The following is a 26,027-nucleotide window of genomic DNA, read 5'->3' as shown; positions in this document are numbered from 1 at the left end:
CCTGGGGTCTTTCGCATCACTGTCTTGGAATTTGGGCAATAAAAAAGGCCCCTGAGGGGGCCTGTGCGCCATCGCCGGACCTGCGGGTCAATCCCGCTCCGTCGATGGCGCTCGTACTACGAGAATAAGCTTGCGCATGGGGGCAGCTCTCGGTTCAAAAGTTGCGCCGACGCTAAACGATCCGTTTCATTCGGTCAAGCGGGAGGGACTTGCTTTGAAGCGGCTTAGCTTTTGCTCCAGGCCCCCTATTTTAGTTGTATGACCATGTCCGATCCTATCCCATCGACCGGCGCGCCCACGCCGAACCTGCGCCTCACCGCCCGCGCCCTGCTCCTGGGCGACCGCCTCGACGTGGCCGGGCTCGAGCGGAGCGACGTGCTCTCCACCACGCCCCTCGCGTTCCGGGCCGGACAGGACGGCTTCGTGGCCCTCTTCCGCTACGGCGTCGCTGTGCTAGTTGGACTGACGCCCCTGGAGGAGGACGAGGTCATCCGCAGCCTGCGTCAGCGCATCCGGGGCGAGTTCGCCCGGCACGAGGAAGAGACCGCGATCATCGAGATCACACCGGACCGCGACGACCAGATCCCGCCGGGCGGGCCGATCTACATCAAGCAGCTCTCGACCGAGCGCCTGATCGTGATTGCCGATGCCCTGTCCAAGAGCGCGACCCTCGCCCGGGACGAGCGGGAGGCCACGGCCGCCTTCGAGCTGGTGGAGCCCTCGGTCCAGCACCTCGCCGAGCGGGGCCGACGGCCCAGGGACCGCCGTCGGATCCTCAAGCAGGTCGGCCAAGCGCTCCTGGTCCGGCAGCGCATGTCGGGCGGCGTGGCCGTGGAGGAAAAGCCGGATGTCCTCTGGGACCGCCCGGACCTGGAGCGCCTCTATGCCCGTCTGGAGGACGAATACGAGTTGAAGGAGCGCGCCACGGCGCTCCACCGTAAGCTCGAAGTGCTGGGCGACACCGCCCAGGCCCTGACCGACATCATCGATACGGAACGGTCCTTGCGTCTCGAACTGATCATCGTTCTCCTGATCGTGTTCGAGATCGTCATTACCTTCTATCAGATGGCGACCGGCGCTCCGGGGCATTGATCCGGGCCATCACGGCCTCGAAGCCCCGCTCCGGCTCGACCCATTGCCAATCGGGCAACTGGTGGCGGAACCAGGTGAACTGACGCTTGGCATAGCGCCGCGTGTCGCCCTGACCCCTGGCGACGGCCTCGTCGAGCGGGATTTCGCCGCGCAGATGGGCGAGGAGGCCCGGAACGCCGTGAGCGCGCATGGCCGGCAGCATGGGGTCGAGGTTCCGCTCGCCCAGGGCCTCCACTTCATCCAGCGCGCCCTGGTCCATCATGGCGAGGAAACGCGTGTCGATGCGCCGACGCAGCTCGTCCCGGTCGGGGGCAAGAAAGAGTTTGACGATCGGCATGCCGGCCAGTGGCCCCGGCTGGCGGTCTCCGTGGAACGACACGAGCGGCCGACCAGTCGCAGCGAAGACCTCGAGCGCCCGCTGGACGCGCAGGCGGTCGGAGGGGTGCAAGGTCCGGGCCGTCTCGGGGTCACGGCCCGACAGGAGGCTATGAAGCTCGGGTGTATCCAGTCCTTCGCTGTCCCGGCGCACCTGCTCGCGCACGGCGTCGGGCACGGCGGGCATGTCGGACAGGCCTTCGGTCAGCGCCTTGAAGTAGAGCCCGGTCCCGCCCACGACGATCGGCAGCTTCCGACCCTTGAGCTCCTGGAGAGCCGCAACGGCGTCGGCCACGTAGCGCCCGACGGAAAAGTTCACGCCAGCATCCACATGACCATAGAGCCGATGGGGAGCCTGAGTCTCCTCCTCCGGCGTGGGCCGGGCCGTGATCACCCGAAGATCCCCGTAGACCTGCATGGAATCGGCGTTGATCACCACGCCGTCGAGCTCTTGGGCCAGTCTGATGCCCAATGCGGACTTGCCTGAAGCGGTCGGCCCTGCGATGAGAACCGCGCCGACCTTCAACCCACTCACAGCCAGGTCTCCCAATGGCGTCTTCCCCGAATGCCCTCGTTGCGACCCTGATCGCCGATCCGTCCCGGCCCGCTCTGACGGACAAGGTCCTGGCGCTCGCCGCAACGTCGCTCGGACAAGAGACGGAACGCTCCGTCCTGGCAAGGGGAATCGCCGCGGATCTGATTGTTCCGGCTCCAGCGGAGGCCAGAGCCGTCGAGGCCGCCCTGCGCCGCGCTCTCGACGACCGGCCCGTCGATATCGTGGTGCAGCCCTTGGCGACTCGCCGCAAGCGCCTGTTCCTGGCGGATATGGATTCCACCATGATCGGCCAGGAATGCATCGACGAGCTGGCCGATTACGTCGGGTTGAAAAGGGAAGTCTCCGAAATCACCGAACGCGCCATGCGCGGCGAGATCGCCTTCGAGCCGGCCCTGCGCGAGCGGGTTGCTCTGTTGAAGAACCTTCCAGTCGGGGTGGTCGACGAGATCATCGAGAAACGCATCACCCTGACGCCCGGCGGCCGGGCGCTCGTCCAGACCATGCGCGCCAACGGGGCCTATACCTGTCTCGTCTCCGGCGGCTTCACCCTGTTCACCGGTCCGATCGGGGCCAAGATCGGCTTCAACGAACACCGCTCCAACCGCCTCATCGTGGAGGGCGAGAGGCTCGCCGGCACTGTCGAGGAGCCGATCCTGGGCCGGGAGGCGAAGCTCGCGACGCTCATCGAGCTGCGCACCCGCTTCGGCCTGGCGCCGCACGAGGCCATGGCGGTGGGGGACGGCGCCAACGACCTCGCCATGCTGGAGGAAGCCGGGCTCGGCATCGCCTTCCACGCCAAGCCAGCCGTTGCGGCAGCGGCCCATGCACGGATTGATCATGCGGACCTGACCGCCCTGCTTTACGTGCAAGGGTATCGGGAAGGCGAAATCGCCGTGTAAGCACTCCCCCAAGAACCCAGCCAAGATTCCATTTGACTAATGTAATTAAGTACCATTAATAGGCAGATGATCCTATCGCATAGGGAGCACTGCCGTGCCGTATCCAACCAACCATGCACCGGTCATTGGTCGCCTGACCGCCGATTACGTCATCGAGCATGCGATCGACCATTACATCATCGGCGTGGTTCAAGCGAAGGATGAGGATGGCGATCCCCTCACTTATGAGCTGATCGACGACGCGGGCGGACGCTTCTATCTGACCGGCGACGATCTACGGGTGAAGGATGGCAGCCGGCTCGATCACGAAACTAATCCTTTCCACACGGTGAAAGTTCGTGTCACGGATATCCATGGTTGGTCCGTCGAGCAGGAGTTCACGATTCGGGTTCTCGACGGCAATGGAAATCCTCCGCCGCCTCCGCAGAACCACGCTCCGAATGACCTCGTCGTGTGGGCCGAGGACGTGCCGGAGAATGCGCTCGGCGGTTACTTCGTCGGTCAGGTCCTCGGCTACGACCCGGACGGGGATCAGCTCAGCTATCGTATCGTCAATCAGGACAGTCCTTTCGTTCTGAAAGGCAACCAGATCTTTCTGCGCGAGGGCGCCGTTCTCGATTACGAAACACGCCCGGTTCAGATCGTGACGATTGAAGCGTCTGACGGACGTGGTGGAACGCTGACTCGGAGCTTCGACATCAAAGTCAAGGATATGCCTGAGACTCCGCCGCAGAACCATGCGCCGGAGGTTGTCCTGATCGGCGGCTACGTTCCGGAGAAGGTGCCATCCGGAAGTTATGTCGGCAACATCGATGTCGTGGATCCGGACGGCGACCTCGTTCAACTGGAGCTCGTCGACGATGCGGACGGTCGGTTCACTCTCGATGGTCACCGGCTGCTCGTTCTCAACGGATCCAAGCTCGATTACGAAACGGCCATGGCTCACGACATCTGGGTGCGCGCGACGGACCACCGGGGAGGCATGACGCTCGAACGGCTTACGATCACCGTCATCGATGTGAACGAGGATCAGAATCCACCTCCTGAAAATCAGGCCCCGACCATGCTGATGCTGGACGGGGTTCAGGTTCTGGAAAACGCCCCCACGGGCGCTGTCGTCGGCTATCTGCATGGCGTCGATCCGGACGGTGATCCACTGACCTTCAGCCTGCTCGACGATGCCGACGGCCGGTTCAAGATCGAGTACAACCGGATTGTCGTCGCGGACGGAACGAAGCTCGACTACGAGACGGCCCGTGAGCATCCGATCCGCGTTCAGGTCAGCGACGGACGAGGCGGCGTCAAGGAAGCGATCTTTACCATCCATGTCCGCGACAGGCCCGATACGCCGCCGAACAGCCACGCCCCGATCATCGAGGATCTGATGGGATCCGTGATGGTGGAGAACGCCCAGAACGGCACGATCGTCGTGACCGTGAGCGCCTATGATCCGGACGGGGATCCCCTCTTCTACGAACTCCTCGACAACAGCGATGGCCGTTTCAGGATCGAAAACAACGTGATCGTCGTGGCGGACGGCAGCCGCCTCGACTATGAGGCGAGCCACTCTCATAGCGTGCGGGTTCGCGTGACGGACAGCCATGGTCTTTCAGACACACGGACCTTCGCCATCGCCGTCAAGGATGTGAACGAGAATCCGCCGCCACCGGACAACCATGCTCCGATCGACATCATTCTGTCTGACGACACGGTTGTCGAGAATAGCGACAACGGCACGATCGTAGGCCTTCTGATCGGCAAGGATGAAGACGCCGGAGAACGCCTGACCTATTCGCTCCTTGACGATGCCGGTGGCCGCTTCGAGATCGTTGGCGATGAACTGGTAGTCAAGAACGGCGCAAAGCTGGATTATGAGATCCAAGCATCTCATGTCGTGACCATGCGCGTGACCGACTCGCACGGTCTCAGCCTCGTGAAGTCGTTCGTCATTCACGTCGAGGACGAGGACGACGAGTCCACGCAGGGATCCGATGGCAACGATACGATCGTAGGCGGCGCGGGTGACGACGTCTTCTTCGGAGGTCTTGGGGACGACATTCTGACCGGCGGCGCCGGTAACGACTCCCTAAGTGGGGGTGATGGCAACGACCGGCTGTTCGGTGGGAAAGGCAAGGATGTCATCGCCGGCGGCCTGGGTGCCGATACTCTGACGGGCGGAGCCGGAAAGGACGTCTTTGTTTTCGACACGAAGCCCGGCGCAGGAAACGTCGATCGTATCACGGACTTCTCGGTGAAGGACGACACGATCCATCTGGCGCGCACGATCTTCAAAGCCGCCGGTCCCAAAGGCATCCTGTCCAAGGGCGCGTTCTGGATCGGCTCGGAAGCGCATGCCGCCGCAGATCGCATCATCTACAATGCTGACAACGGCAAGCTCTACTATGATGCGGACGGGAGCGGGTCAAAGGCCGCGGTTCAGATTGCCCTGTTGAAGGCAGACCTCGACCTGAAAGCGAAGGACTTCATGATCATCTGATCATGCTCCCGGAATGGATCGTGCCTTGTGAGAGCGAGCCTCGCCGGCTCGCTCTCACATCCTTGCGTATTCGAACCGCTCCACCTATGAGCAGCCCGACGAGGAATCGTCTCCCGTCCTCTCCACCGAGGAGAACGGAAAGGCGGTTTCCGACGAGCCGCGGAAGCGACGCCGCGATGGAGCGGATCAGCCCTTGATGAAAGTCAGAACGTCGTTGTTGAACCGGTCGGCCTCGAGCTGTGCCAGACCATGGGCCCCACCGGGATAAACCTTCAAGGTCGCATTGGACACGATCTTTGACGAGAGCATCGCTGACGCGACGATCGGAACGATCTGATCATCATCCCCATGGACGATGAGCGTCGGCACATCGAACTTCTTCAGGTCCTCGGTCAGGTCGGTTTCCGAGAATTGCTTGATGCAATCGTAGGCAGGCTTGATGCCGGCCAGCATGCCCTGCAGCCAGAAGTTCATGCGGATGCCCTCCGAGATCTTGGCACCCTCGCGATTGTAGCCATAGAACGGCAGGCTGAGATCGTGGAAGAACTGCGAGCGGTTCTCGTAGGTGTTCTTGCGGATGTCGTCGAAGACCTCGATCGGCAGGCCCTTCGGATTGGCCTCCGTCTTCAGCATCAGGGGCGGGATAGCCCCGACCAGCACGATCTTGGCGACCCGCTGGGTCCCGTGTCGGCCGATATAACGGGTGACCTCGCCGCCGCCGGTCGAGTGCCCGATCAGAATGATGTCCCGCAGGTTGAGCTCCTCGATGACGGCTGCGAGATCGTCCGCATACGTATCCATGTCGTTGCCGGTCCAGGTCTGGGTCGAGCGCCCGTGCCCACGCCGGTCATGCGCGACGACACGATAGCCGCGTTCGCCGAAGAACATCATCTGCGCATCCCAGGCATCCGCATCGAGCGGCCACCCGTGCGAGAAGACGATGGGCTGTCCGGAGCCCCAGTCCTTGTAGAAGATTTCGGTGCCGTCCCTCGTCTTGATCGTGCTCATGGCCTGCTCCTGACGCCCCACCGAATTGGGGTGCTCGTTCAGAACGCACGGCAGCATGCCGGCGACTGTGGCCCCTCGTCGTTTGCAACACACCGGATGCGGGATACTGAAACTGGAACGGGAAGACTCAACTCGACCGCCGGGGGGATGGAACGTCTCCGGCGATTCTTCACATAAGTTATCCTGACAAGGTGGGCCCTTTATGACAAGGAAGGACGCCGCTTAGCTTTTAGGCAATTGTACCCGTCGTACGATCTCCGCCACCACGGTCGGATCGGCGACCGTCGAGGTATCGCCGTGGTTCTCGTAATCGCCGGCGGCAATACGCGTGAGGATCCGGCGCAGGATCTTTCCGGAACGGTTCTTGGGCAATTGCGGTGCCCATTCGATTCTGTCCGGTGTCGCAATCGGGCCGATTCGCGTGCGCACGACCTGGACGAGGTCGCGACGGAGGTTGTCGCTTTCGGCGACTCCGTCCTTGAGAGTGACGAAGGCGAAGATGCCCTGCCCCTTGATCTCGTGCGGCATGCCCACCACGGCGGCCTCGGCCACGGACGGGTGAGACGCCAGGGCGGACTCGACCTCGACTGTGCCGAGCCGGTGGCCTGAGACGTTGATCACATCATCCAGGCGGCCGGTGATCCAGTAATAGCCGTCCTCATCGCGCCGGGCGCCGTCGCCGGTGAAGTAATAGCCCGGGAAGGTGCTGAAATAGGTTTTCAGGAAACGTTCTCGGTCGCCCAGGATTGTGCGGGCCTGTCCGGGCCAGGAATCGGCAAAGCAGAGATTGCCCGCCCCCTCGCCTTCGACGATCGTCCCGTCGCCGGCGAGCAGCACAGGCCGTACGCCGAAGAAGGGCTTCGCCGCCGAGCCCGGCTTCAGGTCCATGGCGCCCGGCAGCGGGCACAGGAGAACGGCACCGGTCTCCGTCTGCCAATAGGTATCGATGATCGGGCAGCGCCCTCCTCCAACGACCTCGTGGTACCAGATCCAGGCTTCCGGATTGATCGGCTCGCCCACCGAGCCCATGATCCGCAGGGACGACAGGTCGTGCCTGCGTACTGGGCCTTCACCGTCGCGCATGAGGGAGCGGATCGCAGTCGGCGCGGTGTAGAAGATATTGACCTTATAGGTCTCGATGATCTGCCACCATCGAGACGCGTCCGGCCAGGTCGGGACGCCCTCGAACAGCACGATGGTGGCGCCGTTCGCGAGCGGCCCGTAGATCAGGTAGGTATGCGCCGTCACCCAGCCCACATCCGCCGTGCAGAAGTGGACGTCGCCGGGGTGGTAGTCGAACATCGCCCTGAAGCTCGCGGCTGCATGGACGAGATAGCCGCCGGTGGTGTGGAGCATGCCCTTCGGCTTGCCCGTCGAGCCGGAGGTATAGAGCACGAAGAGCGGATCCTCGGCGCCGACCTCGACCGGGGGAGAATCCACCGACGCTTCGGCAAGAGCCTCATCGTACCAGCGGTCGCGGCCGGCCGTCATGGGAACCTCGCACCCGGTTCGGCGCACCACGAGTACATGCTCGACGACGGGAAGGCTTTCGAGCGCCACGTCCACATTCTTCTTGAGCGGGACATGCTTGCCGGCACGCAAGCCTTCGTCGGCCGTGATCAGAACCCGCGAGCGGCAATCCTCGATGCGTCCGGCCAGCGCCTGCGCCGAGAACCCGCTGAACACCACGGAGTGTACGGCGCCGATCCGGGCGCAGGCCAGCATGGCGGCGATGGCCTCCGGCACCACGGGAAGGTAGACGCTGACGAAATCACCCTTCCTGACCCCGAGCGCCTTCAGGGCGTTAGCGAGGCGGGAGACCTCCTGCTTCAGGTCGTTCCAGGTGACCGTCCGGCTGTCACCCGGGGTATCTCCCTCCCACAGGATGGCGGCGTCACCGCCGCGGTCACGGGCGTGGCGGTCGAGACAATTGAAGGACGCGTTCAGCCTGCCGTCGGCGAACCACTCGATGGCGACCTCGTCGGGCGAGTAACGCGTGTTCTTCACGCTCGTGAAGGGTTTCGCCCAGTCGAGAATCTGCGCCTGTTCGCGCCAGAAGCCCTCCGGATCGTCGAGGGAGCGCCGGTACAGCTCCTGATATGCTTGCGCATCCACATGGGCGGTCGACTTCAGGGCGGCGGGAACGGGGAAGACGGGCTGGCTCATCGGAGGCTTGGTCTCTGGAACTCTGGCCCGGCAAGAGCAGGGGCAAGCGGAAAGTCGCCGTCAGATGCTCCGGTCAGACCGCTTAGTCAACCGTTTTGTTCTTTATTAAGAACAAATCTGTCATGCAAAATGAAAAAGGCGGCCTCCAGGGCCGCCTTTTCGAAAGTCGGATGAGCCGTCTTATTCGATCGACAGAGCGACGAAGCGCACTTCGCCCTGGGCGTTCGCCACCAGGAGCAGGGCGGACTTGCGGCCCTGGGTCTTGAGGTCGTCGATCTTCTTGGTCACGTCGGCCGGGCTTGTCACCGGCTCCTGATTGACCTCGACGATGACCTCGCCGGCCTGGATGCGCTTGTCGGACGCATTCGAGTTCGGATCGACCCGGGTGATGACCACGCCCTTCAGGTCGTCCTTCAGGCTGAACCGGCGGCGCAACTCGTCCGTCATGCCGGACATGTTGAGGCCGAGCGCCTGACGGGTCGCGGTCGGCGGCTCGGTCGAGGGCTGCTGCAGGCTGGCCTGCTTCTCGGTATCCTCGAGCCGGCCCAGGGTGACCTGCTTGGTCATCTCCTGGCCCTTGCGGACGATGGCCACGTCGACGGCCTTGCCAACCGGCGTCGAGGCGACGATCCGCGGCAGGTCGCGGGAATCCTTGACCTCCTTGCCGTCGAAGCGAACGATCACGTCGCCGACCTCAAGGCCAGCCGGCTTGGCGGGTCCCTTGTCGTCGATGCCCGCGATGAGGGCGCCGCGTGCCGTGCCCAGGTTCAACGCTTCAGCGGTCGCATCATCCACGTTCTGGATGCGCACGCCGAGCCAGCCGCGGCGGGTCTCCCCAAACTGGCGCAGCTGATCGATGACCGGAACGGCCGTGGAGGCGGGCACCGCGAAGCCGATACCGACCGAGCCGCCGGTCGGCGAGAGAATGGCCGTGTTGATGCCGATGACCTCGCCGTTCATGTTGAAGAGCGGGCCGCCGGAATTGCCCTTGTTGATGGAGGCGTCGGTCTGGATGTAGTTGTCGTAAGGACCGGACTCGATGTTGCGGCCACGGGCCGATACGATGCCGGCCGTCACCGAACCGCCGAGGCCGAAGGGATTGCCGATGGCCATCACCCAGTCGCCGGCGCGGATGGACTCCGAGTCGCCGAACTTCACCGCCTTCAGGGGCTTGTCGGACTTCACCTTCAGAACGGCAAGATCCACCTTGGAATCCTTGCCGACGATCTCGGCCTTCAGCCGCGTGCCGTCCGGGAAGATCACGCTGATATCGTTGGCATCGCCGATCACATGGTTGTTCGTCACCACGATGCCCGACGGATCGATCACGAATCCGGAGCCGAGCGAGTTCGAGCTGCGCGGCCGCGAGGGACTGCTCTCTCCATTGCCCCCCTGTCCACGGCGGTTGAAGAATTCCTCGAAGAGATCCTCGAAGGGGGTTCCGGGCGGCAGCTGAGGCAAGGTCCGGTTGCGGGCTTCGACCGTGGTCGAGGCCGAGATGTTGACCACGGCCGGAGTGACCTCATCGGCGAGATCAGCAAAGGATTCGGGCGCCGAGCGCGCATAGGCGGGCAGCGGCATGGCGGCCGTCGCGACAATCGTGAAGACCGCGAAGCAGGACGCGGCCAACCGGCGCAGGGGGCGCTGGGGCAGCGCTGTCGTGGAAGGCGCCAGCGCATTCGTGGCTGTGTTCATCGAAAACCCTCTCTCGGAGAATAGCCATATAGATTGGTACTTGGCCCCGCCATTCAAGCGGATATTGCGGCGGAAGCTTGGCCTCAAGCCTCGGACCCGAAAGTGGAATCCACTTTCGGGATCAATCCGATGCCCAACGGGAAGCGAGACGCATCGTTTCGCCGGCCCCAGAGGCCTCAGCATGCGCGTTCAGCTGAATTGCCGCACCAGCCAGATCACCCCGAGCCCGATGATCGCCGATATGATCCCGACGATCCGCATCTGATCGCTCGGGCTATGGGCCGCCTCGTACATGGCCCGGCGCATGCCGTCAGGAAAGGCTGCAAACAAGATGCCCTCGACCGCGAGAGCGAGGCCGAGGGCTGCAATCAAGTCCATCATCAGGGATCATTGGGCTGGAGCCGGCTGGGCCGGCACGGGAGCGGTCTGCGTGGCGCCTCCGCCGTTCCGTCGACCGGCTGGGTCGTTGAAATAGCGGAAGAAGTCGGAATCGGGGCTCAACACGAGCCGGGTATCGCCCGACTTCAGACCCGCCTCATAGGCCTGCATCGAGCGGTAGAAGGAGAAGAACTCCGGATCCTGCCCGAAGGCCTCCGCCAGGATGCGGTTGCGGTCCGCATCACCCTGGCCGCGCAGCTCCTCGGCCCTCTGATTGGCCTCGGCCCGGATGATCGTCGCCTCGCGCTCGGCCTTGGCCCGGATGGTCTGGGCCTGCTGCTGACCGTTGGCGCGCAGGTCCGCCGCCTCGCGTTCGCGCTCGGTGCGCATGCGCTGGTAGACGGCCTGGCTGTTCGCCGCGGGCAGATCGACGCGGGTGAGGCGCACGTCGATCATCTCGATGCCAAGGCTCGCCGCCTGCCGGTTCACGTCCGCTTGGATGCGGTTCATGAGATCCGCGCGCTCGGTGCGCACGATGGCGTCCCGGGAAGCGCTCGCCAGGGTGTTGCGCATGGCCGAGTTGGTAAAGCTCTGCAGGCGCTGGTTGGCCAGCGCGATGTTGCCGACGGCCTGGTAGAAGCGCAGCGGGTCGACGATCCGGTAGCGCGTGAAGGCGTCGACCTCCAGGTTCTGCCGGTCGGCCGACAGCACGGTCTGCACCGGCAGGTCGAGATCGAGCACGCGCTTCTCGAAATAGGTCACCGTGTCGACCAGCGGCAGCTTGAACTTCAGGCCCGGCTCCGAAATGGCGGATTGGACCGCACCGAAGCGCAGCACAAGGGCATACTGGGTCTGCTGCACGATAAAGGTCGCGCTGTAGAGAACGATGGCCACGAGGACCAGGCCGATCAGGGCGACCGTGCGAAGAGTCGAACCGTTCATCGCGTGGCTCCCTGCTGGGTGGCGGTATTGCCCTGCTGCTGCGGGCGCTGGGGTTGCTGGGTAAGAGGCAGGAAGGGCACGACGCCCTGGCCGTTCTGGTCGACGATGATCTTCTCGATCCCGCCGAAGACGCGCTCCATGGTCTCGAGGAAGATGCGCTCGCGGCTGACGTCCGGAGCCTTGCGGTACTCTTCATAGACCTGGCGGAAGCGCGCCGCCTGACCGGTCGCATCGGCGACCGACTGCTCACGATAAGCCTCGGCCTGCTGCACCGTGCGGGAGGCCTCACCTCGCGCTTCGGGAACGACCCGGCTGGCGAAGGCTCCGGCCTCGTTCTGGACGCGCACCGCATCCTGCTGGGCGGCGTTCACGTCGAAGAAGGCCTGGCGCACCTCGGACGGAGGCTGGACGGCCTGAAGCTGGACCACGTTGATCAGGACGCCGGCGCCATAGGCGTCGAGGGCCTCCTGCATGATCTGGCGCACTTCCTGGGCGACGCTGGCCTGCTCGGTGGTCAGGATCGCCTGGATGTTGCGCCGGCCGATGACCTCGCGCATGGCGCTCTCGGCCACGGACTTGATGGTTCCGTCGGGATTCTGAAGGTTGAAGACGTAGTCCTGCGGACGGGCGGGATTGATCTGCCAGACCGCGTCGAAATCGATGTCGACGATGTTCTCGTCGGCGGTCAGCATCAGGCTTTCCTCGATCACGTCACGGGCGCGCCCCTGCCCGGTCGGCGTGGAGCGGTAGCCCACCTCGACCCGCTGCTGGGCGGTGACGTTCGGCTTGAGCACCCGGCCGATCGGATAGGGAAAGTTGTAGCGCAGACCTTCGCCGGAAGTCCGTGTATACTTCCCGAAGATCATGTTGATGCCGACCTCGTTGGGCCGCACCGTGTAGAATCCGGTGAGCAGCCAAACGGCGATCACGCCGAGAACGAGGATGATCAGCCCCCTGCCCCCCATGGAGCCGCCGGGGATGAAGTCTTTCAGGCGATCCTGGCTGCGGCGCAGGATGTCTTCCAGGTCCGGGGGCGTTCCATTGCCTTGCGGCCCCGAGCCCCAAGGGCTCTTGCCGCCTCCCGATCCGCCGCGTTGCCCCCAGGGGCCGCCGCCGCCGCTTTGGTTACTCCAAGGCATAGGACGCCTTTCCTCACTTATTATTGGTCTGCCGACACAGCCGTTGAGATCTCGAGACGGTTGTGGGTGTTGCCTCTTCCGCCTGTCAAGCCTGCGACTTGGGGATTGCAGGGCACTTCGTCAACCTTGGACAAGGTCAGGGACGCCTTTCGAGATCAATAAAGGTAAACGGATGCTCGTCGTCAGGTGCCTTCTGGTGATCCTCCCGCCTCGTCTCGCGGAACCGTGATCGGTCGAAATCGGGGAAGAGGGCGTCGCCTTCCGGGGCGGCATGCACCCTCGTCAGGAATATGCTCTGCACGTGCGGCAGGGCCAGCGCATAGATCTCAGCGCCCCCGACCACGGCGATGGACCCGGCTTCCATCCTGACGGCAAGCTCGGCGCCTTTGTCGACCGCCGCCTCCCACGTGTGGACCACGTGCACGCCGTCGGCGGAGAAGCCGGGATCGCGGGTCAGCACGATCGTCTCGCGCCCTGGCAGGGGCTTGCCGATGGACTGGAAAGTTTTCCGACCCATGATCATCGGCTTGCCCATGGTGAGCCTCCGGAAGCGCGCGAGATCGGTCTTGATGCGCCAGAGGAGATGATTGTCCCGCCCGATCACACCGTTCTCGGCGACCGCGACGACAAGGATGAGGGGAAGGGTCATGGCTCCTCCGCCAGACGTCTCAAGGCATCGCCCGTCACCCGCTGCACGGTCCATTCGTCCATGGGAACGGCCCCGATGGAGCGATAGACCCGCAGGGCCGGCTCGTTCCAGTCCAGGACCCACCATTCGAGGCGCGCCAGGCCCTCGTCGACGCAGCGGCGGGCGAGACGCCTCAGCAGCGCGCTCCCGATACCACGGGACCGGAAGGCAGGGCGGACGAAGAGATCCTCTAGATAGATCCCGTGCCGGCCACGAAAGGTCGAGAAGTTGTAGAACCAGATTGCGAAGCCGGCCGGCTCCCCGTCCCATTCGGCGATCTCCGCGAAGACCCGCGGGTCGGGACCGAACAGAGCTTTCGCGATATCCGCCTGCGTCGCGTCGACCTCGTGGGCCAGCCGCTCGTATTCGGCAAGGTCGCGGATGAAGCTGAAGATCGCCGGAGCATCGCGCTCTTCGGCCTTGCGGATGACGAGACTCATGCGGCTGTTGTGTCGCAAGTGATCGCTGCTGTCGAGCTTATTCGGCTTCGTCGTCCGCCTGAACACGGCGCGGAGAGCCCCATTCCTCCAGAATGGCGTTCATGTCGTCGAGGACGAAGAAGCGGGCGCTCTCCTGATCGTAGCCGTCGTTCAGCAGGTCGTCGTAGTCGGTGAGCCTGTGCCGGATATACGCCGTGAGGGACAGCCAGGCGGCCGTCTCGGGAGCGGCGCCGTGCAGGCCGCGGCTGCCCAGGGCATGGTCGGTCACGGCCTCGAACTCGTGCCGCGGAATGCGCGGGGCCAGGATGCGGACCGCGCTTTCGATGGCCTCGCGGCGGCTCATGCCGCGTCAGACCGCGACGGGCGCCTTGATGGCCGGATGCGGGTCGTAATCCTCGATCGCAATGTCATCATAGGCGAAATCGAAGAGCGAGCGCACCGAGGGATTGAGGCGCAGCTTCGGCAGAGGCCTCGGCTCGCGGGAGAGTTGGAGGCGGGCCTGCTCCAGATGGTTCAGATAGAGATGCGTATCCCCGAAGGAATGGACGAAGTCGCCGGGCTGCAGGCCCGTGGCCTGCGCCATCATGTGCGTGAGCAGCGCGTAGGACGCGATGTTGAACGGAACGCCCAGGAACACGTCCGCCGAACGCTGGTAGAGCTGGCAGGAGAGCCGCCCCTCCGCCACGTAGAACTGGAACAGGCAGTGGCAGGGTGCGAGCGCCATCTTGTCCAGATCCGCCGGGTTCCAGGCGGAGACGATCAGGCGGCGACTGTCGGGATTGCGGCGGATCTCGTCGAGCACCCAGCGGATCTGGTCGACGGTTCCGCCGTCCGGCTTGGCCCAGGAGCGCCACTGCTTGCCGTAGACGGGGCCGAGATCGCCGTTCTCGTCGGCCCATTCATCCCAGATCGAGACGCCGTTCTCCTTGAGATAGCGGATGTTGGTGTCGCCCTTCAGGAACCACAGCAGTTCGTGGACGATGGAGCGCAGATGCAGCTTCTTCGTGGTGACGAGCGGAAAACCCTGGCTGAGATCGAAGCGCATCTGGTGGCCGAAGACCGAGATCGTCCCGGTTCCGGTCCGGTCGTCCTTGCGGACGCCCTCGTCCATGATGCGGCGGATGAGATCGAGATAGGCTTGCATGGGGTGCTCCTCGCCCGATCATAGGGCAAGGAGATTACTCGTCCGAGTCGGATTTTTCGCCGTTAGAGATATCACAGTGGATTACGAATTAGCTTTCTCCAACTGCATTGTCTGACAGCAATTAGCGGTGCAGGATATGTAGAAATGAGGAAGGTCAGAGTTTGGACCTCTGACCCAGCGAGGTTTGGTGCCTCACACCCTCGTTCTAATATGAGCGTCAGGTTTGGAAGCTGACGATCTGGGTTAGTTCATAGGATTGGACCCCTATGAACCTCTCGCAGCAGAGCCGGAGAGACGGGGTGTCGCCGGCAAGCAAATCACCCTGTCTCATCTCTGCTTTAACCATAATAAGGCAGCAGCGCGCGGCCGCCGAGTCGGGACTTCGCCATTCCTGTGAATCGGTTAACCCCGTGAACGCCACGAGGGAACAGGCGGCCGCGCCGGTGTCTCTGTCACATTTTCATGGACGACTCGGCCGTTCCCTCTCTTTCAAAATCGGATCGCGCCACCTATATTGGGGTTGTCGGTCGCGAGACCGACTATGGCGATAAACGGCTATCGGAATAAACCCATCGGACCCGGGGGCGGTACCCGGCGCCTCCACCAAAGCCTAGGCTCAGCTTGGGTTTCGGCGGGGGCGAAATAGGATCGACGAGGGCGTAAAGGGTGGACTTTCGCTCGGCATGGTTCCGCCGTTATCGGGCCGAATCTATAGTTGCCAACGACAACTATGCTCCGGTTGCAGTGGCTGCGTAAGCGGTCCCTAAAGCCGAATCAAAGCCCTTGCGGGTAGCACCGTAAGGCGGGGTCCGGAGGCACCTGGCAACAGAAGCCTCCACTTTTGTTTCTGCAAGGGCTCGCTTATGGCCGGTGGTAAAGACCTGATCCGCTACGATCTTCTGGTGCAGGACGCGTTGAAGGGCGTCGTGCGCAAGGTTTTGATCGATGCCAAGGACGGGCTGCCGGGCGAGCATCACTTCTACATCTCCTTCCAGACGGATTTCCCCGGCGTTCGCCTTTCGAACCGCCTGCGTGAGAAATACCCTCAGGAGATGACCATCGTCCTCCAGCACCAGTTCTGGGATCTCATCGTCACGGAGCATACCTTCGAGGTCGGGCTGTCCTTCTCGGGCATCCCGGAGCGGCTGCTTATTCCCTTCGATGCCTTGACGGGCTTCTTCGATCCGTCGGTCCAGTTCGGCCTCAAGTTCGACAGCCAGGACGAGGATGAAGAGGACGACACCGAAGAGGCTCCCGCCGCGCCGCAGCCCATCCGCGGCAGTTCATCCGAGCCGGTCGAGTTGAAGCAGCCCCGCAAGCCCCTGTCTGCGGCGGACACGAAGCCAACCCCCGAGGCGGCCCCTGCGGCGAAAGCCGAGACCGACGACAAGGCCGAGATGCCCGAGGCCGGCGCGCCGGGCAGCGCCGAGGTCGTCAGTCTCGACGCGTTTCGCAAGAAGAACTGAACGTCCGACCTCCCCGCGTCATCGGGCCGTTGCCGGCGCCTCCCTTGGAGCGCGCCGCGTGAGGCGCATCGGCAGCCCGCCCCGCGGTCTCAGGGTGATCCGCTGCACGGGCGCGACCTCATGCCCCTCCACCAGATCGAGCCGCACCGAGCGCGCGATGGTCGCCAGGACGATCACGGCCTCCTGCAGGGAGAAGCTCGCCCCGATGCAGACCCTCGGCCCGGCGCCGAACGGCAGATAGGCGAAGCGGTCGATCCGGCTGCGGTTCTCGGGCAGGAAGCGTTCCGGCCGGAAGGCGTCCGGCTCGTCCCAGAGCGTCTTATGACGATGCAGCACGTACGGGGCGACCACCACCATCGAGCCCGCCGGGATCTCCAGGTCTCCGATCCGATCGTCGTTGATCGCCGTGCGGCTCATGTAGGGCGCCGGCGGATAGAGGCGCACGGCCTCGTCGATCACCGCCCGGGTGTAGACGAGCCCGTCCAGATGATGAGGCTCCACAGGTCCCTCCCGCAGAACCGCGTCGACCTCCTGCTCGAGGCGGATCCGCGCCCGCTCGTCCTGGGACAGCAGATAGAGCGACCAGGTCAGGGCGTTGGCCGTGGTCTCGTGTCCGGCACCGATGAAGGTGACGATGTTGGTGCGCACCTCGATGTCGCTCAGCCCCTTGCCGGTCTCGGGGTCCGCCGCCTCCAGGAGCAGGGTCAGCAGGTCGCGGGGCGCCGGCTCGCCGCGGGCGAGCAGGGCTTTCCGCGCATCGATCAGCGCGTTGACCGTCTCCTCGAAGAACCGGATCGACGGCCGTGCCCGCAGGCGGCCGATCCGGGGCACCCAATCGGGAAACCCGAAGATGTCGAGCGGATCGACCTTGCCCAGGCTGTTGAAGTAGCGCGTGATGGCGCGGCCCAGCGCATCGGGGTCCTTCGGTACCCCTTGCGTGAAGATCGTCCGCTCCAGAACGTCCAGGGTCACGCGGGTCATGTCCAGGGAGGCATCGACCACGCGCCCCTCCGGGCGCCGCTGCCAGCGACGCACGAGGCGGTCGGCCGCCGCGACCATCGCGGGAAAGAAGCTGCCCACATGGCGTGGTGTGAAGAGCGGCGCGATGGTGCGGCGCTGGAGCCGCCATTCGTCGCCCTCCGCGGTCACGAGCCCTCGGCCCAGGCCGGGCGCCAGGATCCGGATCTGCAGATCGTCCTTCCGGTAGTTGGCGGCGTTGTCCAGGAGGATGTGCCGGACGACCGCGGGATCGTTCACCACGGTCATGCGGCCGAGCGCCCCCTCGCCGGTGATGATCGGCTCCTCGAAATGGGCCTCCATCCAAGTGTTCAGAGGGTTTTCGCGCACTGCCCTCAGGAAGGCCACCATCCCGAGCGGCTCGGTGCGGGGTGCCGGATGAGGCGGGCGGAACAGGGGCGCTTCCAGGATGTCGCTCATGCGATTTTACAAGGCCTCCATGCGCGTTCGCGGTTGCGAGCGCCATCAATTGAGATAAGAACACGCAACTCCATCGAAAGAGGTCAGGATGTCGCCCTCAACCCGCATCGAAACAGATACCTTCGGCCCCATCGACGTTCCCGCCGACAAGTTCTGGGGCGCCCAGACGCAGCGCTCGCTCCAGAACTTCCGCATCGGGACCGACCGGATGCCGCTGCCCCTGGTCCATGCGCTGGCCATCGTGAAGCAGGCGTCCGCCCTCGTGAACAAGGATCTGGGCAAGCTGGAGCCGCGCCTGGCCGATGCCATCGCGGCGGCCGCGGGCGACGTCGTGCAGGGCAAGTACGACGACGAGTTCCCGCTCGTGGTCTATCAGACCGGCTCGGGCACCCAGTCGAACATGAACATGAACGAGGTTCTCTCGAACCTCGCCATCGAGCGCCTCGGCGGCGAGCGCGGCAGCAAGAAGCCGGTTCACCCCAACGACCACGTGAACATGGGCCAGTCGTCAAACGACTCGTTCCCCACGGCCATGCACATCGCGGTCGCCCGCGAGGTCCATGACCGGCTGATCCCTGCCCTCAAGCACCTGCACAAGGCCCTGAACGACAAGGCCGAGGCCTTCAAGGACATCGTCAAGATCGGTCGCACCCACCTGCAGGACGCGACCCCGGTGACGCTCGGCCAGGAATTCTCCGGCTATGCCGCCCAGGTGCAGCTCGGCATCGCGCGTGTCGAGCAGACGCTTCCCGGCATCTACGCCCTCGCGCAGGGCGGCACGGCTGTCGGCACGGGCCTGAACGCCCATCCGGAATTCGCCGACCGCTTCGCCTCGAAGGTGGTGGAACTCACCGCCCTGCCCTTCACATCGGCGCACAACAAGTTCGAGGCGCTCGCGTCCAACGACGCCCTCGTCTACACGCACGGCGCGCTGGCGAGCCTCGCGGCCGGCCTGTTCAAGATCGCCAACGACATCCGTCTCATGGGCTCGGGTCCCCGGTCGGGCATCGGCGAGATCTCGCTGCCCGAGAACGAGCCCGGCTCGTCGATCATGCCCGGCAAGGTCAATCCGACCCAGGCCGAGGCCATGACCATGCTGTGCTGCCAGGTGGCCGGCAACCAGACCACGGTGACCTTCGCCGGCAGCCAGGGCCATTTCGAGCTCAACGTGTTCAAGCCCGTGATCGTCAATGCGGTGCTGCAGTCGATCCGGCTCATCGCGGACGGCGCGGTCAGCTTCACCGACAATTGCGTGGTGGGCATCGAGCCGAACCGGGAGCGCCTCAACGAGCTCATGCAGCGCTCGCTGATGCTCGTGACGGCGCTCGCTCCGTCCATCGGCTACGACAAGGCGGCCGCCATCGCCAAGTCGGCGCACAAGAACGGCACGACCCTGAAGGAAGAGGCTCTCAAGGCCGGCGTCGCGGAAGACCATTTCCACGCCGTCGTGCGCCCCGAGACGATGCTTCAGCCGGGCGAATAGGCTAGACTCGCGCCATGGCAGAGATCATCAATCTGCGCCGGGCGCGCAAGCACAAGGCGCGGGCCGAGAAAGAGGTCCGCGCCGACCAGAACCGCATCGCGTTCGGCCGCACCAAGGCCGAGAAGAACCTGACCAAGGCCGAGCGGGATCTGGCGAAGAGCCGCCTCGATGCGCATCAGCGCGACGACCCCGAGAAGGCGTGAATGGGCTTCGGCATCGTCAAACGATCCGTCTCCATTGCCGGCCACCGGACGAGCATCTCCCTCGAGCAGCCCTTCTGGGAAGGGCTGAGGGAGATCGCCGAACGAGACAGAATGTCCATCCAGTCCCTGATCGGGCGCATCGATGCCGACCGGGGCGACCAGAACCTTTCCTCGGCAATCCGGGTCTTCGTCCTGACGGACCTGCGCCGGCGGCTGGGCACGCACTCGTCGGACGGCGTCACTCAGCCCTAGCGATGGCCCGCGAGGCCTCCGCCGTCGTCACCCGGCGTGTCTCGGCGCTGCCGCTGCTGTGAGACTCTGTACTGATCCGGATCGGGATCGCGGGACCTGGCCCCCTCACGGTCATCACCGGCCTCGTGCCGGTGATCTCAATGTGTGGAGCGCCGCGCCTCACCGGATCGGAATGGCCCACCTTGATCCTCTCCGCGTCATCACCGGGCTTGTCCCGGTGATCCCGCTTCTGTAGGGCGCCGCGCCTTTTCGTATCGGGATGGGCCCGCCCTGATCCCCTCTCCCGGTCATCACCGGGCGTGTCTCGGTGATCTCGATTGCTTGAGGCGCCGCGCTTTTCTGATCGGGATGGCCGGCACAGGGCCGGCCATGACGGGGCAGGGTCGGGTGACGGGGGAGCGTCGCGCTGCGGTGCGGGTTTGCGATCTGTGCTGATGTCAAAGAGCAGCACCAGCGGGCCCGCAGCTTGCGCTGCGAGCCTTCAGGATGATCGAGGGTGGCGCGAGTGGCAGCCCGGCTCGATGTCTGAGGTGATAAGCGAGAGCCAAGCTGCTCGTCGCGCACGGTTCTTTTCAGGCGGACCAGCTGGACGGAGCCCAAGGTCGGCCTCCTGCGCGCCCAGGGGTGCGAAGCCTGTCGCAGGACCGTGCCGGCTCCCACACTTGCGACGCCTCGCGAGCGCGCCCCTCGAAGGAACCGATCTGAACAACGATATAGCTTAGCTTGCACCCGCCGTCAAGAACAAAGGTGGAACATCACCGCACCCACACCTGTCCACCACTCCGACCCTCCGCACGTCATCACCGGCCTTGGGCCGGTGATCTCGATCCGTAAGGCACGGCGCTTCACATGAGCGGGATGGCCGGGACCAGCCCGGCCATGACGTGGTGGGTGTCAGCACAGGCGGAGCGCGCCAAGACGGGCGGAGGGTGGCTCCAGGGCATGGCGCCCCGGCCCATGAGGCTTGCCCAACCGGCCCTATCGCGTGGGCGTCCCGTAGACCGAGGGCGGCGGGCCGATCTGCACTGGCGGGGTCAGGGGCGGCGCGGCGGCCGGCGAGGGGGCGGTCTCCTGCTCCGGCTGGTTCCGCTGCTCCTGTTGCAGCCGCTCCGCATCCCGGCGGGCGCGCTCGGCTTCCGCCCGGGCCCGGGCCTGGCGGAGAGCCTCTTCCTCGGCCGCCTTGGCCCTCTGCCGCTCGGCCTCGCGCTGCGCGTCGATCTGGCGCTGACGTTCGGCCGCGGCGCGCTCGAACGCCTCGATCTTCTCCAGCTCGCGCTTGAGCACGATGGCGGCCAGTCCGTTGCGGAACGGGCCCGCGTCGATCTGACGAACGGGCGCCGAGAGGGAGCCCTGCCAGCTCAATCCGACCGAGGGCGGCGCACCGACCCATTCCGGAGGCGAGGACTTGGCGGTGAGAGCTCCGCGGGCATCGAGCTGCAGGGTCTTCAGATCGTAGGTGACGGCGCCCTGCCAGGTGGCCGACCCGCTCTCGGCCACGAAGGGCGAGAGCCGCAGCATTCCGCCGACGAGGGCGGCCGAGGTCTTGATCGGCGCCGCATTGAAGGGAGCCCGGCCGAGTTCGATCCCGAAAATCGCTTCCGCCTTGCCCTCGGCCAGGGGATCGTTCTCGGCGAGCGCCCGCTTGAGCGCCTTATCGAACACGGTCGGGTCGGCCGCGGGAAGGCGCAGATTGGTGACCTGCCAGTCGCCGGCACCGCCGAGATTGGCCACGAGTTCGGACAGGCTCGTGCCAGCAGCCCCGAATCGGAGCGGACCCGACAGAACGGCCTCGAACGGCGAGGCTCCGGTCAGGGCCCACAGGGGGACCTTCTCCAGGGCGCCTTCGCCTACGATGGTGGCCGTGCCTTCCTGCCGTGTGATAGCGGCCGAACCCGTGATCCGGCCCGACCCGATGGTGGCGTCGAGATTGCGAATGGAGATCCCGTCCGATTGCGCTCCGAGCACGAAGGAGGCGCGGCTGGCCTGAAGGCCGCGGCCCAGCTCGAGGGCCCCGACCCGGACCGTCACCTGCCCGCCGGAGACGAGGCGCCCACTTTGCCCGAAGCGGGCGGTCGACCAGATCGCCGTGGCGCTCTGGTCTCCCGGCACGTTGAGCGACAGGGCGGCCACGAGCCATGGCAGGGACAGCCGCCCGAGGGAGACGTCGCCGCTGATCTCCGACCGGGAGGCCGCGACGAGGCGTGCCTGCACGTTGTCGCTCGAGACCTTGCCGTTGACGTCGAGCAGGGTCGCGCCCCGCTCCCGGCCCAGGGTGACGCGGCCGGTCACGGGTACCGGCGGTGCGACCCCCGCCCCGTCCCCGAGGAGAAGCAGGAAGGGCGTGATGTCGGGCGTCGAGATCTCGACCTCGCCGCTGTCCACCACGTCATCCGCCTCGCTCAGGGCGAAGGGGCGTGTCGTCGCGACCTTGGCGCCGGCAATGTCCCCCGCGAGGGTGACGTTGAACAATCCGGACCCGACCCGGGTGCCCCGGAGGTCGACCCGGGAGGGCCGGTTCAGCCCGGCCATGGTCGCCCGGTTGACCCAGCGCCCCGTATTCTCGGCCGACAACGCGATGGTGAGGCTCTCGGTCCGCCCGTCGAGGGAGTCGACCTGCCCTTCGAACGGCCCTCCGGCCACCCGCCCCTTCGCGGTCGTGCGCAGGCGCAGCTCCGTCGACCCGGGCGCCGGTGCGACGCGCTCCGACGTGACATCGAGATCGAGCGCGCCCTCACGGACGAAGGTGGGGACGAGCTTCGAGATTCCGCCGATCCATACGCTTCCCAAGAGGTCGACCAGAGGATTGGCGCGCTGGGCGGTGACCTTTCCGGTGATCTGCCCCGAACCGTCCGGGGCGATCCGCCCTCGCACCCGGGCATTGGCCCCGGCGAGATCGACGATGTCGAGGGTCTCGACCATGAGCGCCGGCCCGTCCGACAGGATGCGGGCTGAGATCCGGCCGGTGGCGGGGCTCTTGCCTGCACTGACGCCGCGGGCGTCCAGGATGAAGCCGACGTCGAGGTTCTCGGTCGCCTGGAAGACGCTCGACACCTGCGGCAGGTCGTCGAGGTTCAGGCCCTGGATCGCCACCTGGGCCTCCAGCTTGCCGCGCTCGCTGGCCTCCGGCGCCGTATAGCGGGCGTTCCCGGTCAGGACCGATTCGCCCGTCTTGAGGCGCAGACGGTTGAAGGACAGGACGGGGTTCGAGAAGGCGATCTCCGAAGAGGCCTCGACGGGACGTCCGTCGAGCACCCTGAGCAGCGGCGAGTTGAGGCCGATGCGCGCAAGATAGCGCGCCAGACGGTCGGACCCGTTGGAGGCCAGGGCCACCTTGCCGTTGATGCCGCCCCGGGTGGTCAGGCCGAGCTGTCCTTCGATCGCCACCCTGGTCTCGCCAGGAGCATTGAACTCGATCCGGTCGAGAGTCGCCCGGCCCGTGTCGAGAGACAGCCGCAGGACCGCGTTCGACAGATCCTCCTGGCCCAGGCCGATGCTGTCGATCTTGAGATCGAGATCGATCGGCACCCGGATCAGCGGCAGGGACCATCCTTGCAGCCGGCTCTTAAAATCCTGCCCGTTCCCGGACAGGATGAAGCTGTCCGCATCAAGCCGGCGGCCTTCGAGCTTCAGGGAGATGCGGGGATCGTTGAGACCGATCCGACCTTGTCCGGTCATGCGCAGGCTGGCGCCGCCCTCGCCGGCCTCGAGGCTGGCCGGGTTGAGCTCGACGGCGCCAGGCACCGTCTTGAATTCGGTTTCGACCGCGATCGGGATCGGAATGCCCGCGGCTGCGATCTGAGCCGGAGGGCCGAAGAGGACCTTCGCCTTGCCGGCGACCTGCGGGGTCGCGGCCTCGCCGCTTCCTTCGTTCAGCCCCAGCCGGGCGTCGATGTCGAAGCGCGGATAATTGTCGCCTCCACCCGAGAGCTTGACCTGAACGGTCTTGTCCTCGGCCAGTTCTCCCGTGACGAGCCGGAACGGCACCCCGGAGGTCGTCCCCTCGACCCGCCAGGGGCCGATCAGCCTCTGGCCCTCGATGGCGACGTTCTCGGCGAAGGCCTGGTTGGTGCGGCCGGTGCTGGCACTCTGCGTCGTGACCAGAAGCTGGGCCACGGTGAGGTTCTCGATGGCCCACTCGCGGCCGCGGCCGCTGCCCGATACGAGATCGGGCGGCAGGCGCCAGTCACCGTCGCCCGAGACCGGGATGCGGATATCGGCCCGGCCCACCCGCGTCTCCGTGAACCGCACCTCGCCTCGGAGCAGAGGGGTTAGGGCTACCTCGGCCCGGACCCCGTCGGCGGTGAGAACCGGCGAATCCGGCGTCTTGCCGCCGAGCCTCAGGCGCCCGAGGGTCAAGCGGGGCTCGGGCAGGAGCCGGATGCCGATGTCGCCTTCGGTGCGAGCCTCGGTGCCGGATGCGCGCGAGATCATCCGGTCGATCGTGTCGCGATGAGCCTCCCAGTCGACGAAGGGAGGCGCCGCTACGGCGATCGCCAGGATCAGGATCACGATGGATGCGATGATCGTCAGGATATCGCGCAAGAGGCTGCCTTTTCTCCGTTACCGTGACACGTCCTACCCCATGACGCCGAGGACCGGGAGCGCCGTTCCGCGTGTTCCACCGTCAAAGCGCGATGATCTTGCCCGGGTTCATGATGTTGTGAGGATCGATCGCCTGTTTCAAGACGCGCATGAGGGCCAGGGCGGCCGGCCCATGCTCCAGCTCCAGGTACTTCATCTTCTTCTGCCCCACGCCGTGCTCGCCCGTGCAGGTCCCCTCCATGGCCACCGCCCGCCGCACGAGCCGGTCCACGAAAGCCTCGCAGGCCTCGATTTCCGCCGGATCATCGGCGTTCACCAGGGGCTGGACGTGGAAGTTGCCGTCACCCACATGGCCCACGATGGGGGCGATCAGGCCGCTGGCCAGGATGTCCTGCTTGGTGGCATCCACGCATTCGGCGAGGCGCGAGATCGGCACGCAGACATCGGTCGCGACCGATTGGGCCCCGGGTCGCAGGCCCTTGGCGGCCCAATAGGCGTCGTGCCGGGCCTGCCAGAGCCGGGACCGCTCTTCCGACTTCGTGGCCCATTCGAACGGGCCGCCGCTGAACTCGGCTGCGATCTCGCCGAACCGCTCGGCCTGCTCCTGCACCCCGGCCTCGGAACCGTGGAATTCCAGGAGCAGCAGCGGGCTCTCGGGCAGGGAGAGCTTGGCATGGAGGTTGACCGCCCGCACCTGGACCTCGTCGAGCAGCTCGATCCTGGCCACCGGGATGCCGGTCTGGATCGTCATGATCACCGCATCGCAGGCCGCCTTCACGGACGGGAACGGGCAGATGCCGGCCGAGATCGCCTCCGGGATGCCGTGGAGCTTCAGGGTGATCTCGGTGACGATGCCGAGCGTCCCCTCCGAGCCGACAAGGAGGCGGGTCAGGTCGTAGCCCGCCGAGCTCTTCTTGGCGCGGCTTCCCGTCTTGACGATCTCGCCATCGGGAAGCACGGCGGTGAGCGAGAGCACCACGTCCTTCATGGTCCCGTAGCGGACCGCATTGGTGCCGGACGCCCGGGTCGCCACCATGCCGCCGATGGAGGCGTCGGCCCCCGGATCGATGGGGAAGAACAGGCCCTTGTCGCGCAGGAACTCGTTCAGCTCCTTGCGGGTCACGCCCGCCTCGACCACGCAGTCCAGGTCCTCGTCGTGGACGGCGATGATCCGCTTCATCAGGCTGAGATCGATGGAAACGCCCCCGTAGGGCGCGTTGATATGGCCTTCCAGAGACGTGCCGGTCCCATAGGGGATGATCGGAACCTCGTGCTCGGCGCAGAGTTTGACGATCTCCGAAACCTCCTCCGTCGTGCGCGGGTAGACCACGATGTCCGGCGGCTGGTTCTTCACCCAGGTCAGGGTATGTCCGTGCTGCTCGCGCACGGCGGCCGAGGTCACGACCCGGTCGCCGAAACGCCCGGACAGGGCGGATGACAGAGCGGCCACGGAGGCGTCCGTGGCTTTCTGACGGGCGGTCGCTTGGAAGGTATTCATGAAGGCTTCAGATCCGGTTGTGATGCTCGTTCTTCCCATAGCTATCAGAACCGTTGCAAAGGCAACACTCCGGATGAGAAAGATGCCGCACCCCTCCTTCGCAACACGCCTGAATGTGCTAACATTC

The 26,027-nt window shown here is 65.3% G+C and carries 21 protein-coding genes and 1 other RNA gene; 8 read left to right on the top strand and 14 right to left on the bottom strand.

The window, feature by feature from the left end:
• Positions 1 to 264: 264 nt before the first annotated feature.
• Positions 265 to 1,092, top strand: coding sequence for an RMD1 family protein (locus HPT29_RS07675; RefSeq protein ID WP_173948350.1), 828 nt, complete (start codon positions 265 to 267; stop codon positions 1,090 to 1,092).
• Here HPT29_RS07675 and miaA read toward each other — a convergent pair.
• Positions 1,052 to 2,002: a tRNA (adenosine(37)-N6)-dimethylallyltransferase MiaA gene (miaA, locus tag HPT29_RS07670; protein WP_432807279.1), complete on the bottom strand. Its 951-nt coding sequence runs from the start codon at positions 2,000 to 2,002 to the stop codon at positions 1,052 to 1,054. The genes HPT29_RS07675 and miaA overlap by 41 nt on opposite strands.
• Positions 2,003 to 2,016: 14 nt before the next feature.
• Here miaA and serB point away from each other — a divergent pair, with 14 nt between their 5' ends.
• Together serB and HPT29_RS28610 are read left to right on the top strand one after the other, a co-directional pair.
• Entirely contained in the window at positions 2,017 to 2,922 is a 906-nt protein-coding gene (serB, locus tag HPT29_RS07665; RefSeq protein WP_173948349.1) for a phosphoserine phosphatase SerB, read from the top strand.
• A 94-nt stretch (positions 2,923 to 3,016) separates the two neighbouring features.
• Positions 3,017 to 5,419: a cadherin domain-containing protein gene (locus HPT29_RS28610; protein WP_173948348.1), complete on the top strand. Its 2,403-nt coding sequence runs from the start codon at positions 3,017 to 3,019 to the stop codon at positions 5,417 to 5,419.
• Between the two features lie 186 nt (positions 5,420 to 5,605).
• Here HPT29_RS28610 and HPT29_RS07650 read toward each other — a convergent pair whose 3' ends face one another.
• The 10 genes from HPT29_RS07650 to HPT29_RS07605 all read right to left on the bottom strand — a co-directional run bounded on the left by HPT29_RS07650 (position 5,606) and on the right by HPT29_RS07605 (position 15,019).
• On the bottom strand, positions 5,606 to 6,427 hold the full coding sequence (locus tag HPT29_RS07650) for an alpha/beta fold hydrolase (RefSeq protein ID WP_173948347.1): 822 nt from the start codon (positions 6,425 to 6,427) through the stop codon (positions 5,606 to 5,608).
• Between the two features lie 222 nt (positions 6,428 to 6,649).
• Complete coding sequence (gene acs / locus HPT29_RS07645) at positions 6,650 to 8,593, bottom strand: acetate--CoA ligase (RefSeq protein WP_173948346.1); 1,944 nt, start codon at positions 8,591 to 8,593, stop codon at positions 6,650 to 6,652.
• A 180-nt stretch (positions 8,594 to 8,773) separates the two neighbouring features.
• On the bottom strand, positions 8,774 to 10,288 hold the full coding sequence (locus HPT29_RS07640) for a DegQ family serine endoprotease (protein WP_173948345.1): 1,515 nt from the start codon (positions 10,286 to 10,288) through the stop codon (positions 8,774 to 8,776).
• A 189-nt stretch (positions 10,289 to 10,477) separates the two neighbouring features.
• Complete coding sequence (locus tag HPT29_RS07635) at positions 10,478 to 10,669, bottom strand: DUF2065 domain-containing protein (RefSeq protein WP_173948344.1); 192 nt, start codon at positions 10,667 to 10,669, stop codon at positions 10,478 to 10,480.
• Between the two features lie 6 nt (positions 10,670 to 10,675).
• On the bottom strand, positions 10,676 to 11,608 hold the full coding sequence (gene hflC / locus HPT29_RS07630) for a protease modulator HflC (RefSeq protein ID WP_173948343.1): 933 nt from the start codon (positions 11,606 to 11,608) through the stop codon (positions 10,676 to 10,678).
• The gene (gene hflK / locus HPT29_RS07625; RefSeq protein ID WP_173948342.1) at positions 11,605 to 12,747 is read right to left on the bottom strand and encodes an FtsH protease activity modulator HflK; all 1,143 of its coding nucleotides are present in this window, start codon (positions 12,745 to 12,747) and stop codon (positions 11,605 to 11,607) included. The genes hflC and hflK overlap by 4 nt, the downstream gene beginning before the upstream one ends.
• A 136-nt stretch (positions 12,748 to 12,883) precedes the next feature.
• Positions 12,884 to 13,396, bottom strand: a complete 513-nt coding sequence (locus tag HPT29_RS07620; protein WP_173948341.1) for a dihydrofolate reductase — start codon at positions 13,394 to 13,396, stop codon at positions 12,884 to 12,886.
• Positions 13,393 to 13,875 carry a GNAT family N-acetyltransferase gene (locus tag HPT29_RS07615; RefSeq protein WP_173948340.1) on the bottom strand — a complete coding sequence of 161 codons (483 nt, stop codon included), beginning with the start codon at positions 13,873 to 13,875 and terminating at the stop codon, positions 13,393 to 13,395. The genes HPT29_RS07620 and HPT29_RS07615 overlap by 4 nt, the downstream gene beginning before the upstream one ends.
• Before the next feature lie 37 nt (positions 13,876 to 13,912).
• The gene (locus tag HPT29_RS07610) at positions 13,913 to 14,218 is read right to left on the bottom strand and encodes a DUF2293 domain-containing protein (protein WP_173948339.1); all 306 of its coding nucleotides are present in this window, start codon (positions 14,216 to 14,218) and stop codon (positions 13,913 to 13,915) included.
• 6 nt (positions 14,219 to 14,224) lie between these two features.
• A complete protein-coding gene (locus tag HPT29_RS07605) occupies positions 14,225 to 15,019 on the bottom strand; it encodes a thymidylate synthase (RefSeq protein ID WP_173948338.1) in 795 nt (264 codons plus the stop codon).
• 483 nt (positions 15,020 to 15,502) lie between these two features.
• Between HPT29_RS07605 and ssrA the strand changes: the two genes are divergently transcribed.
• Positions 15,503 to 15,859: a transfer-messenger RNA gene (gene ssrA / locus HPT29_RS07600) on the top strand.
• Between the two features lie 23 nt (positions 15,860 to 15,882).
• A complete protein-coding gene (locus tag HPT29_RS07595; RefSeq protein WP_173948337.1) occupies positions 15,883 to 16,485 on the top strand; it encodes an SspB family protein in 603 nt (200 codons plus the stop codon).
• 18 nt (positions 16,486 to 16,503) lie between these two features.
• Here the strand turns inward: HPT29_RS07595 and HPT29_RS07590 are convergent, their stop codons facing one another.
• Positions 16,504 to 17,922, bottom strand: a complete 1,419-nt coding sequence (locus tag HPT29_RS07590) for a cytochrome P450 (protein WP_173948336.1) — start codon at positions 17,920 to 17,922, stop codon at positions 16,504 to 16,506.
• A gap of 88 nt (positions 17,923 to 18,010) precedes the next feature.
• Between HPT29_RS07590 and fumC the strand changes: the two genes are divergently transcribed.
• From fumC to HPT29_RS07575, 3 genes are read left to right on the top strand one after another with little or no spacing between them, the layout of a single operon-like run.
• Complete coding sequence (fumC, locus tag HPT29_RS07585) at positions 18,011 to 19,405, top strand: class II fumarate hydratase (protein WP_173948335.1); 1,395 nt, start codon at positions 18,011 to 18,013, stop codon at positions 19,403 to 19,405.
• A 14-nt stretch (positions 19,406 to 19,419) separates the two neighbouring features.
• The gene (locus tag HPT29_RS07580) at positions 19,420 to 19,608 is read left to right on the top strand and encodes a DUF4169 family protein (protein ID WP_173948334.1); all 189 of its coding nucleotides are present in this window, start codon (positions 19,420 to 19,422) and stop codon (positions 19,606 to 19,608) included.
• Positions 19,609 to 19,860: a ribbon-helix-helix domain-containing protein gene (locus tag HPT29_RS07575; RefSeq protein WP_173948333.1), complete on the top strand. Its 252-nt coding sequence runs from the start codon at positions 19,609 to 19,611 to the stop codon at positions 19,858 to 19,860.
• A gap of 978 nt (positions 19,861 to 20,838) precedes the next feature.
• Here the strand turns inward: HPT29_RS07575 and HPT29_RS07570 are convergent.
• Entirely contained in the window at positions 20,839 to 24,402 is a 3,564-nt protein-coding gene (locus tag HPT29_RS07570) for an AsmA family protein (protein WP_173947406.1), read from the bottom strand.
• Positions 24,403 to 24,484: 82 nt separating this feature from the next.
• Positions 24,485 to 25,900: an FAD-binding oxidoreductase gene (locus HPT29_RS07565; protein WP_173947405.1), complete on the bottom strand. Its 1,416-nt coding sequence runs from the start codon at positions 25,898 to 25,900 to the stop codon at positions 24,485 to 24,487.
• Positions 25,901 to 26,027: the final 127 nt, after the last annotated feature.

Source organism: Microvirga terrae, assembly GCF_013307435.2.
In the GTDB taxonomy this organism is placed as follows: domain Bacteria; phylum Pseudomonadota; class Alphaproteobacteria; order Rhizobiales; family Beijerinckiaceae; genus Microvirga; species Microvirga terrae.
Note: the sequence above shows the minus strand (reverse complement) of the source record. Positions and strands in the feature narration are given on the sequence as shown.